At 37.8% G+C, this 11,250-nt stretch carries 8 protein-coding genes; 1 reads left to right on the forward strand and 7 read right to left on the reverse strand.

All coding sequences use genetic code 11. The features are described from left to right. Nucleotides 1-107: 107 nt before the first annotated feature. The gene (locus ATZ35_RS15600) at nucleotides 108-1,508 is read left to right on the forward strand and encodes a TrkH family potassium uptake protein (RefSeq protein WP_208928046.1); all 1,401 of its coding nucleotides are present in this window, start codon (nucleotides 108-110) and stop codon (nucleotides 1,506-1,508) included. Nucleotides 1,509-1,555: 47 nt separating this feature from the next. On the opposite strand, the gene ATZ35_RS15605 is transcribed toward ATZ35_RS15600, so the two are convergent. The 7 genes from ATZ35_RS15605 to nifJ all read right to left on the reverse strand — a co-directional run bounded on the left by ATZ35_RS15605 (nucleotide 1,556) and on the right by nifJ (nucleotide 11,243). Beyond that, nucleotides 1,556-2,830: an NCS2 family permease gene (locus ATZ35_RS15605; RefSeq protein ID WP_208928047.1), complete on the reverse strand. Its 1,275-nt coding sequence runs from the start codon at nucleotides 2,828-2,830 to the stop codon at nucleotides 1,556-1,558. Nucleotides 2,831-2,912: 82 nt separating this feature from the next. After that, on the reverse strand, nucleotides 2,913-4,106 hold the full coding sequence (locus tag ATZ35_RS15610; protein WP_208930515.1) for a NupC/NupG family nucleoside CNT transporter: 1,194 nt from the start codon (nucleotides 4,104-4,106) through the stop codon (nucleotides 2,913-2,915). Nucleotides 4,107-4,127: 21 nt separating this feature from the next. Then, entirely contained in the window at nucleotides 4,128-5,177 is a 1,050-nt protein-coding gene (mtnA, locus tag ATZ35_RS15615; protein WP_208928048.1) for an S-methyl-5-thioribose-1-phosphate isomerase, read from the reverse strand. 5 nt (nucleotides 5,178-5,182) lie between these two features. Further along, nucleotides 5,183-5,812, reverse strand: a complete 630-nt coding sequence (locus tag ATZ35_RS15620; protein ID WP_208928049.1) for a class II aldolase/adducin family protein — start codon at nucleotides 5,810-5,812, stop codon at nucleotides 5,183-5,185. Nucleotides 5,813-5,829: 17 nt separating this feature from the next. Then, on the reverse strand, nucleotides 5,830-6,564 hold the full coding sequence (locus ATZ35_RS15625) for a GntR family transcriptional regulator (RefSeq protein WP_208928050.1): 735 nt from the start codon (nucleotides 6,562-6,564) through the stop codon (nucleotides 5,830-5,832). A gap of 66 nt (nucleotides 6,565-6,630) precedes the next feature. Then, nucleotides 6,631-7,356: a nucleoside phosphorylase gene (locus ATZ35_RS15630; protein WP_208928051.1), complete on the reverse strand. Its 726-nt coding sequence runs from the start codon at nucleotides 7,354-7,356 to the stop codon at nucleotides 6,631-6,633. A gap of 347 nt (nucleotides 7,357-7,703) precedes the next feature. Continuing rightward, on the reverse strand, nucleotides 7,704-11,243 hold the full coding sequence (gene nifJ / locus ATZ35_RS15635; protein WP_208928052.1) for a pyruvate:ferredoxin (flavodoxin) oxidoreductase: 3,540 nt from the start codon (nucleotides 11,241-11,243) through the stop codon (nucleotides 7,704-7,706). Between the last annotated feature and the right edge of the window lie 7 nt (nucleotides 11,244-11,250).

The following is an 11,250-nucleotide window of genomic DNA, read 5'->3' on the forward strand; positions in this document are numbered from 1 at the left end:
TCTGGCTTTTTTTAATCAATTTCTTATTTCTTCTAAGCATTTATTCTTTGTTTGCCCATCATTTATTTTCTGCTATACTTGTTTTAACGATGTTCAGGAGGTCCATTATGAATCGATTTCGGCTTTTATGGCTGGCACAACGCAAGGGAAGACGTTTTATTTCTACTCATTTTTCATCTATTCAAATAATTGTTTCTTATTATATTATTATGACAGTCGTTTCTTATTTATTATTTTGTTTACCGTTTTTTAGAGAACCAAATTCTCATGTTGGGTTTATTGATATGCTTTTTATGGCGATCAGTACCGTTAGTGTTACTGGTTTGTCTACCTTCGATATTAATTCTGTTTTTAATGATCGTGGTGTGATCTTACTGGAAGTCCTCTTTCAGATCGGTGGTTTAGGGATCATGATGATTTCTACCGCCTTTATCATTCTATCCAAACGAAGGATTTCTTTAAAACAACGACAATTGATCATGACCGATATGAATCAGCCTAAACTGAGTGGTATCGTTCGTTTGATTCGGATCACATTTACAATCATTTTATGGTTTCAAGTGATTTTTGGGACATTTTTCTCAATTTATTTCTATTTTTCAGGCTATTATAAAACCTGGTCAAAAGCAATTTTCTTTGGATTTTATCAATCGATCTCGGCTGTGACCAACTCTGGATTTGATGTGACTGGTGATTCGATTATTCCGTTTGCCCACGATTATCTTTTTTTACTCGTGATCATGTTCTTGATTTTTGTCGGTGGGATTGGGTTTCCAGTATTGATGGAATTTCGTGAATGGCTTTTCTTTAAAAAGAAAAAACGTGGTCTCCCTTTCCGCTTTTCGTTATTTAGCAAAATTGCCGTTTTAGCTTTTGTGATTTTATTTGTTGGTGGAACAATTTTGATTTATTTATTGGAAAAAGATCATTTATTTGTCGGAATGGGTGAGATTCAGCGATGGATTACTTCGATGTTCTATTCTATGACTACACGAAATGCAGGTTTGCAGATCAATGATTTAGGCGACTTTCAGGTAACAACCTTAATTGTTTTTTCTCTATTGATGTTTATCGGCTGTAGTCCTAGTTCTGTTGGCGGGGGTATCCGAACAACAACCGTTGCTATCATTGGCTTATATCTGTATGCCTTTTTAAAGAGCGAAGATAAGATCAATGTTTTTGGACGGCGGATCGATGATGATGATGTAAAAAAATCAATCGTTGTCTTTATGCTTTCCTTGATCATGTGCTTCTTCGCTGTTTTATTTTTAACAGCAACTGAAGACCATCCACTGATCGCCATTATTGTTGAAGTGGCTTCAGCTTTTGGTACGACAGGCTTATCATTAGGAATCACCTCTGATTTAACGACTGTTGGTAAGCTAATGATTGCACTATTAATGTTTATTGGGCGTATTGGTATGTTGTATACTTTAATGTTGTTTGTACCAAAAGAAACTCGGGATATTGGGTATGAATATCCATCTGAAAAAATTATTATTGGATAAAAAAACTTGCTTGCCACATCTGAACATGTGGTGAGCAAGTTTTTAGTTTAGATTAATACGTTAACAATCAAATAGATTAAGAATAATCCCGAAATCAGCCACATTGGCAGTGAAAGTTCAGATTTTTTACCAGCAATCCATTTCGTCAAAGGATATGCTACAAACCCAAAGGCCATTCCGTCAGAAATGTTCATCGTAAAAGGAATCAAGACAATCATCAACATCGCTGGAAAGTAATCACTGAAATCGTCAAAATGCAGTGTTTTGATTTGTTGAATCATCAAGAACCCCGTAATAATGATTGCTGGCGCCAGTGCTGAGTCAGGAATATAAGAAAGGAATGGGAGCGCTAATAACGCTAAAAAGAAACAAACACCGCTGGTAATCGACGTGATTCCAGTTTTACCACCTTCTTCGATCCCAGTAGCGCTTTCCGCCGCTGCTACAGTTGGACTTGTGCCAAAGATACCAGATAACAGCGTAATAAATCCTGTCACACGATACGCTCGTAAATATTTTTTTTCATCTGCTTCAGGCATCAAGCCTTTCAGTAATCCCATCGATTCAAAGATCAAAATCATTGATAAAGCAAACACTCCTAGTAAAAAGCTTTTAGAAAAGAATGTGCTAAAATCTAATTTTGAAAAAATTTGAGTATAATTCTTTAAACTACTCAATGAAAAATGCTCGGTTGAATCCACTAAACCCATGAGATTGGCAATGATCGTCACCACAACAATCCCGATGAAAAAACTACCTTGAATCCCTTTCAAAAAAAGACAAACAGTTAAAATCAACGAAAACAAGGTTAGTAATGTCAAACTATCACTTAATGAAGCCAATTGAGTAAAAGTATGTTCACCTCGAACAATAAGATGCCCTTTTTCTAATCCAATCAGCACTAGAAAAAAACCAATCCCCACAGTGATTCCAGTTTTTAACGTTTCAGGAACAACTTCTGCAAACAGCTTACTTAACTTCGTGAAAGCAACCAGTAGATAGACGATACCAGCACAAAAACTAACAGCTAGAGCTTGTTGCCAAGTCAAGCCTAAAGACAGAACCAAGGTGTACGTAAAGAAAGAATTCACACCCATTCCCGTCGTTAAAACGATTGGTGCATCTGCAATGAATCCCATCAAAATCGACCCGATAATCGAGATAAAGATCGTTCCAAAGACTGTCAGTTCTTTTGGCATGCCTGCCTCAGCTAATATCATTGTATTTACCATTATGATGTACGAAATGGCGAAAAATGACGTTGTTCCAGCCAAGATTTCACGTTTTAGGTCTGCTTTGCTAAGTTTTTTCCATTGAAACATATAAACTCTCCTTATTGTTCAGATTCACATGCACGTGCGATTTTATTTTTTTGTCATACTGTTTCTAATCGACAAAATGTTTTTACCAAATAAACAAACCGACCATGCCTGCACTTAATAATGACACTAACACTCCTGATAATAACATATAAGGAACATTTTTTGATACTTCATCTGAAACCTCTTTCTTTAAGATACCATTTAGACACCCTAAAATCATACCTATCGTAGAAAAATTCGCAAATGACACTAAAAATGTGCTTAGTACAGCAGCCATGTGTTTGCTTAAAGAGGCTAACTGCGGGTTCAATTCCGCCATTGCTACAAACTCATTTGTGACTAATTTTGTCCCCATAAATTGAGCTGCTTCAAAGGCTTCATTCAAAGGTAACCCTAAAACAAAGGCAAAGGGTGTCATAAACACACCTAAAATTTTACTTAAAGACAGACCACCTGGAAACAGTGCTAAAATTTTATCAATCAATGCTGCTAAGGCTACGAATGAAATAATCATCGCTGTAATAATCAAAATCAGTTTCCCTGCTTCTAAAATAGAATTCCCTAAAAATGAGAAAAATGGTTCACGATCTGTTTTTTCGATTTTATAAATCGTATCTTCTTCTTCTGTAATCGTCACTGGATTTAAGACACTTGTTACGATCATCGCATTGATAATATTTAGCGGAATAGCGGTTAGCACAAATTGGGCTGGCAACATTTGAAGATAGACGCCAATCATCGCTGCAGAGACACAACTCATCGACATCATTGAGATCGTCAGAATTCGCGCACTTTTCAGCCGTTTTAACTGACCACTAGAAACTGCTAAAGCTTCTGTGTTTCCTAAAAACATCATCTCAACAGCAAAGAAAGATTCAAATTTTGGTTGCCCGGTCAGTTTAGATAACCCTTTGCCTAGCCATTTAATGATAAATGGCAGTAGCCCAATATACGTTAAAATATCAAATAGGGGTACCACTAATAAAATCGGCATCAAAGCACTAACAACAACATCCATATTTTTGACATTCACCATACTAGAAAACGCAAAACCGATACCAGAAAATGAGGTTTCGATCAACCAATTAAAACCATCCGCGACTTTTTCAATGGCAAAACGTCCAGCCGAAAATGAGGTTAAAAACCAGGCTAGAAAAATATTTAGCAACACTAATACAATAATCGACCGCCAGTGAATTGTTTTGCGATCTTTTGAACATAACCAAGCGAGACCCATAAATAGTATTACACCAAGTATATTGATCAATAAATAGATTGTCATCTTCTCTAACTCCTTTTATTCACCAAACATCGCCCGCATTTTAGCTTCATCAGGCCGTTCGATAACCCCTTTTTCAGTAATGATCGCTGTAATTAATTCATGTGGCGTAACGTCAAATGCTGGATTGTAGACTTTTACACCATCTGGCGCCGTTTGTTTGCCAAAACCGTTTGTAATTTCAATTGCTTCACGCTCTTCGATTGGAATCTCTGAACCTGTTTTAGTGTCCATATCAATTGTTGAAGTTGGACCTGCAACGTAAAATGGAATCCCATGTTTTTCAGCTAAAACAGCAACACCGTATGTTCCAATTTTATTCGCCGCATCTCCGTTGGCCGCAATCCGATCACACCCAACAATAACGGCATCGATTTTCCCTTGCTGCATGACCATCGCCGCCATATTATCGGTAATCAATGTGACATCAATCCCAGCTTTCATCAATTCCCAAGTAGTCAAACGTGCTCCTTGTAGCAGTGGCCGTGTTTCGTCAGCATAGACTCGCAGTGTCATACCACGTTCTTTCGCTAAATAAATTGGAGCTAAAGCGGTTCCATATTGCGCCGTTGCAATGGCCCCAGCATTACAATGCGTTAGAACCGTTTGGCCATCCTCCAATAAAGTTAGCGCATGTTCCCCAATTTGTTTACACATTTGGGCATCTTCTTTTTTTATTAAATCAGCTTCTTCTATCAATTGCACTTTTAATTGCGCTACACTTTGGTGCGAATGATCTTTAACGATCTGCTCCATTCGATTCAAGGCCCAAAATAAATTAACAGCTGTTGGTCTTGAACTAGCTAGATAAGCTGTAATTGCTTGATACTCCTGATTGAATGCTTCATAAGACGTTACATCCAACTTCTGGGCAGCCATTGCGGCTCCATAAGCTGCTGCGATACCAATCGCAGGTGCTCCGCGTACTTGTAATTTAACGATTGCTTCCCAAAGTGATTCGATTGTTGAGATAGTTAGATATTCTTCTTTTGTTGGTAATAAGGTTTGATCTAAAATAATAATTTGGTTCTCTTCTTTTAAATAACGGACTGATTCTACTTGCAACATGCTATCTACCCCTTCATACTAGCCAACATTTGATTAATGGCTGTTTCTTTCACAATTTTCGGCTGTCCCACAGCTCGTGCATAATGATAAATCTTAGCAACATCTTCTAAATAGACAGCATTTGTATAAGCCTGTTCCATCGTTGTTCCAATGGCTAATGCACCATGACTTTCCAACAGACAAGCATTTACTTCATATTTATTCAATGTTTCCGCTACGGCAACCCCTAATTCAATTGAACCAGGCATTGCAAAGGGCGCCACCGGAATTGCGCCTCCTAACAAAGCCATTTCAATCAAAACCGTTGGAATGACTTCATTCAATACAGCGAATGCTGTTGCAAAAGGAGAATGGGTGTGGGCAATTGCCCCTGTTTTTTGCGAAGTTCGATAGATTTCTAAATGCATTTGCCATTCTGAAGACGGTTTCATTCCTGAAATCAGTAATCCTTCCAGATCAATGACACTCATATCATCTTCTTGAAGTTCTCTATAAGGAATACTGCTTGGCGTGATCACCATCACTCCAGCTTCTCGATCAATCGCACTGAAGTTGCCGCTGGTTCCTGCCATTAGTCCGTTTTCATAAGCCGTTAAAGCTGTTTCTAATACAACTTTTTTAAGTGGTGTTTTCATTGATAATCCTCTTTAAATTATCGGTTACGAACAAAATAAAACTGTAAGATAGTATTTGAAACGGTCGTTTTACAATAAAAAACCGGCTGATTCAAGGTATTAAAGAAGGTTTGTTCCATTATTTGAACTGCTTGATTTTCTTCAATCTCTAGCTGTTTTGCGGTTTTTTGGTCAGCATTTTCAGCATAAAGCAAACAATCAGACTTCTTGATTTTATGCTGTAAAACATGATCAAAATATTCTAACATTGATTCTTTTGACTGTACTTCCAGCAATTGCTCATCTAAATATTTTTCTGGAATATACACATCATCAATTGAAAAGGCAACACCGTCTGCTGTGCGGACTCGTTGAAAATAAACCAATTCTTGATCAGCTTCCAATGCTAAAGCAGAAACAATCTTTTTATCTTGAACTGCGCGCAACGTTTCTGTAATTTTTGTGCCAATTTGATAATCACGTTCTGTCACAAATTCAGTAATACTATCGAGTTTTTCTAATCCTGAGCGTAAATTTGGTTTACTGTCTAATACGAAAGTACCAACACCATGTTTTCTCACAATGTAACCTTCCGTCTCTAGTCGTAATAAAGCTTCTCTTAAAATAGGTCTGCTTACATCTAACATTTTAGACAGTTTTAACTCTGAGGAAAGTTTTTCCCCTTCCGATAACTCTTTACTTTCTATTAATGTTTTTAATTTTTGATACGTCGCTTGCGCTAATGTCTGTTTTTTAATTTTAAAATTTGTCATTAGATCCTCCTGAATAATTGTCTATAAATTATAGCATATTCAGAAAAAATAATGAGTTGAAATCAATTAATCATCACATAAAGCTTCTAAAGCAATCGTAATTTCAGCCTCTACTGCTTTTCCAACAACTTCAGTGTGAGGATTATAGTCATTCATATCAGCAAACGCATAACCATCTAAAGCAAAGATCCCTGCCGCTGCTACTCCACGCATCCTTGCTATGATATACAATGAGGCTAGCTCCATCTCAGCTCCCAGTGCTCCTGCTGCTTTGTATTCCATATGAGGAAATGTCACCGCTCCTGAATAAAAAACATCTAAGGTGACAATCGTTCCTCTTTTAAAGCGAATGTCTTTCGTTGCAGCATTTTTTTCTACTTTCTGTACTAAAGAAAGATCCCCCACAGCTGGCATTCCTCTAGGAACTAATTGGTAAGTTAAACCGTCTTCGCGAACTGCCGAATCAGCAACAATCAGACTACCTGGTGGTAATTCCTCTACATATGAACCAGCTGTTCCTACACGAATGATTTCTTTTGCTCCCGCTTTGATCAACTCTTCAAAACAAACTGCTGCGCCTGGGCAACCTACTCCATGACTGGCAATTGTCACGTTAGTTCCATGATAAACCCCATTAAAAATCCGATATTCCCTTGCAAATGATAGTTCTTGTGCATCATCTAATAACTCTGCAATTTGTTTAGCACGCCCTGGATCACCACAAACAATAACTTTGCTGGATATTTCTCCAGCGTGTACTTTGATATTTGGCAAAAATACTTTTTCTTCCATAATTCTCTCTCCACCCCTTCTAAGAGGTCAGACCTCTTTACTTATTATAATATCAGAAATGATAGCGTTATCAATTAGTAAATTGAACTAAGTTTCTTTTTTTTTGTTAAAAGATTTATTTATCTCCTACTACCTGATTACTTTATCAATCCTATGTAGTTAGCTGGTTTCTATCCCTCTATCTATTTTTAGCATTATCTAAAAAGGAGTATGAAACAAAACTAAACATTAGTTTTGTTTCATACTCCTGATTTTAATAAGCACCTAAAAGGTCGACTGTCTTTCGATTCCCTTAACTTCTTGAAGCTCTGACTTTACCTTCTAAGGTCATTTGTCCGACCCTATTTTTATTTCTTTATCTGACTCACTAATTTAACATAGTTTTCAGAACGGTCTTCTGCATCATCTTTTGTTTTCGTTAAAAGATCTTCTACAACTTCTTGATTGTCTTTAATCGTATGAAGTGCAGAGAAACGAGTTTGTTTTTCAAGGAAATCACGTATTTTAGAGAAATCGGCTTTTTTGTAGTCAATGACCATTGGATCTTTGCCTTTTTCAATAAGTTGTGGATTATAACGATACAATTGCCAATAACCTGACTCAACAGCTTCTTTCGCTAATGCCAATGTTTCGATCATTCCACCTTTAACACCATGGTTAATACAAGGTGTGTAGCCAATGATCAATGATGGTCCAGGGTAGCGTTCCGCTTCGTCAATGGCTTTGATTGTCTGCATGGAATTAGCACCTAATGCAATTTGGGCAACGTAAACATTTCCGTAAGTCATCGCCATCATGCCTAGATCTTTTTTAGATGTTTGTTTTCCACCAGCTGAGAATTTTGCGATAGCTGCCGCTGGTGTAGCTTTAGATGTTTGACCACCCGTATTAGCATAGACTTCATTATCCATAACAAAAATATTGACGTCAGCTCCACTTGCTAAAACGTGATCGATCCCACTAAAACCAATGTCATAAGCCCAACCATCACCACCGACGATCCACTGACTGGTTTTTACAAGTAAATCACTTTGTTTATAGATTTTTTCTAAAAGTGGATTGGTTTGATACTCTTCGCTCAAGGCGGCTGCAAGTTTAGTTGCCCGTTGTTGTGTACCTTCACCTTCCAAATAATGCTCTAACCAATCTTCCATTAAAGCATGAAGCTCCTCTGTTCCTAGTTTTTTATCGACTGCTTCTTGCACTTGATCCGCTAAATATTGCCGTTTTGTTTTATTGGCTACATACATGCCGTAGCCGTATTCAGCATTGTCTTCAAACAGCGAATTACTCCAAGCAGGACCTTGACCGCATTCATTGGTCGTATAAGGTGTTACTGGAGATGACCCACCCCAAATAGAAGAACAACCTGTTGCATTGGCCATCATCATACGATCCCCAAATAACTGAGTTAGTAGTTTGATATACGGTGTTTCGCCACACCCTTCACACGCACCTGAAAATTCCATCAATGGCTGATTGAATTGAGAGCCTTTGACCGATAATTTTCGAACTGGGTTTTCTTTTTGCTGCAAAGTCATTGCAAAGGCCCAGTTGATTGCTTGTTCTTTTTGTTCTTCATAAGGTTTCATTAGAATGGCTTTTTCTTTGACGGGACAGGCTTGAACACACAAACCACAACCTGTACAATCTTCTAATGAAACTTGAATCCGATACATCAAACCGTCAGCACCGCGCATTTCTCTAGCAACAAATCCTTCTGGTGCTTCTTCCATCTCAGCTTCATCTGCTAAAAATGGGCGAATCGCTGCATGTGGACAAACAAAAGCACATTCATTACACATGGTACATTTATCCATCTGCCATTCCGGCACTTCTAAAGCAATCCCACGTTTTTCATAGGCTGCTGTGCCCATTGGCATTTCACCTGTTTTCATACCATTATCGATTAAATCACCAACCGTTAATTCATTTCCTTCTTGGCGATTGATTGGTTGTAGGATATTCGTAACATATTTAGGTAAGTTTAAATCTTTTTTCTCAGGTTCAATGACGATCGTTGCCCATTCTGATGGTACTTCGATTTTTTGAAGTGAATCAAAAGTTCTATCAATTGCTTGGTAGTTTTTATCGACGATCTCTTTTGATTTTTTGCCATACGTTTTTTGAACTTCTGCTTTTAGTAAAGGCATGTACTCTTCCCGCGTCATAATATCCGTTACTTCAAAAAACGCAGTAGACATTACCGTATTGATTCTGCGACCCAACCCAACTTCTCGCGCTAATTCAACAGCATTGATAATATAAAATTGAATATTATGTTTTGCAATGTATTGTTTTAGCTTCGCTGGAAGTAATCGATAGACTTTTTCCTTGTCCCAAATCGTATTCAATAAAAACGTCCCGCCGTCTTTCAAGCCTTTTAATAAATCATAATTGTGAATATAAGAAGCATTATGACAGGCAATAAAATCTGCTTGTTCTACTAAATAAGTTGAAGTGATCGGTTCTTCTCCAAAACGTAAATGAGAAAGAGTCAAGCCGCCTGATTTCTTAGAATCATAACTAAAATAAGCTTGAGCATATAAATCAGTGTTATCACCGATAATCTTGATTGCCTGTTTATTGGCACCAACTGTTCCGTCTGATCCAAAGCCCCAGAATTTTGCTTGGAATGTTGAATTAGGGGTTAAATCTAACACCTCGCCTTGCGGCAATGAGCGATAGGTCACATCGTCTACGATTCCGATCGTAAAACGTTGTTTCAATTCAGCAAATGGTAATAATAGATGATCATAGACCGCTTTGATTTGATTAGGTGTCACATCTTTTGAGCCTAATCCATAACGCCCACCAATTACGATCGGACGATTTTCATGTTGATATAACGCGCTTTGAACATCTAAAAGCAATGGTTCTCCGTCAGCTCCAGCTTCTTTTGTTCTATCCAGAACCGCAACTTTTTCCACTGTTTTTGGTAATTTTTCTAATAGATTTTCTGTTGGAAATGGACGATATAAATGGATATTAATTAAGCCAACTTTACGACCTTGCTCATTTAAATAATCCACCGTTTGTTGAATAACTGGTGAGGCTGATCCCATGGAAATAATGACTTCTGTTGCATCATCCGCACCATAATAGTCTGTAAGATCATAATTCGTACCACGTAATTCATTGATTTGATTCATATACTTTTGAACGATTCTTGGCATTGCTTCATAATTGGCATTCACTGTTTCTCTTTGTTGAAAATGAATATCTGGATTTTGAGCTGTTCCCGAAACTGTCGGATGATTTGGGTTCATCCCCCTTTTTCTAAAGCGGTCCACTGCATCTTGATCCAGCATTCCTTTTAAATCAGCGTAATCCAATACTTCGATTTTTTGTAATTCATGACTCGTTCTAAAGCCATCAAAGAAATTGACGAAAGGTAAGCTACCTTCGATACTAGCTAAATGTGCCACTGCGGAAAGATCCATCACTTCTTGTACACTGGATTCGGCCAACATACAAAAACCAGTTTGGCGAGTTGCCATAACATCCCCATGGTCCCCAAAAATACTCAAAGCACTTGTCGTGATCGCTCTTGCTGCTACATGGAAAACACCTGGTAAAAGTTCACCAGCTATTTTATACATATTAGGGATCATCAATAGCAAACCTTGTGAAGCTGTATAGGTTGTTGTTAGAGCACCTGTTTTTAATGAACCATGAACAACACCTGCAGCTCCAGCTTCTGATTGCATTTCAATGACTTGGACTTTTTGTCCATAGACATTTTTCAAGCCAGTTTCTGCCCATTCATCGACTAATTCTGCCATCGTAGAACTTGGTGTGATTGGATAAATCGCTGCTACTTCAGTAAAGGCATAGGAAATATACGCTGCGGCTGTATTTCCGTCCATTGTCTTCGTTTTTTTCATTTTTCTC

The organism is Enterococcus rotai (genome assembly GCF_001465345.1).
In the GTDB taxonomy this organism is placed as follows: Bacteria; Bacillota; Bacilli; order Lactobacillales; family Enterococcaceae; genus Enterococcus_L; species Enterococcus_L rotai.

Bases quoted from the DNA above. Each gene is read 5' to 3' on its own strand.
- mtnA (WP_208928048.1), bottom strand. From the start codon at position 5,177: ATGTTGCAAGTAGAATCAGTCCGTTATTTAAAAGAAGAGAACCAAATT.
- ATZ35_RS15625 (WP_208928050.1), bottom strand. From the start codon at position 6,564: ATGACAAATTTTAAAATTAAAAAACAGACATTAGCGCAAGCGACGTAT.
- ATZ35_RS15600 (WP_208928046.1), top strand. From the start codon at position 108: ATGAATCGATTTCGGCTTTTATGGCTGGCACAACGCAAGGGAAGACGT.
- nifJ (WP_208928052.1), bottom strand. From the start codon at position 11,243: ATGAAAAAAACGAAGACAATGGACGGAAATACAGCCGCAGCGTATATT.
- ATZ35_RS15620 (WP_208928049.1), bottom strand. From the start codon at position 5,812: ATGAAAACACCACTTAAAAAAGTTGTATTAGAAACAGCTTTAACGGCT.
- ATZ35_RS15630 (WP_208928051.1), bottom strand. From the start codon at position 7,356: ATGGAAGAAAAAGTATTTTTGCCAAATATCAAAGTACACGCTGGAGAA.
- ATZ35_RS15605 (WP_208928047.1), bottom strand. From the start codon at position 2,830: ATGTTTCAATGGAAAAAACTTAGCAAAGCAGACCTAAAACGTGAAATC.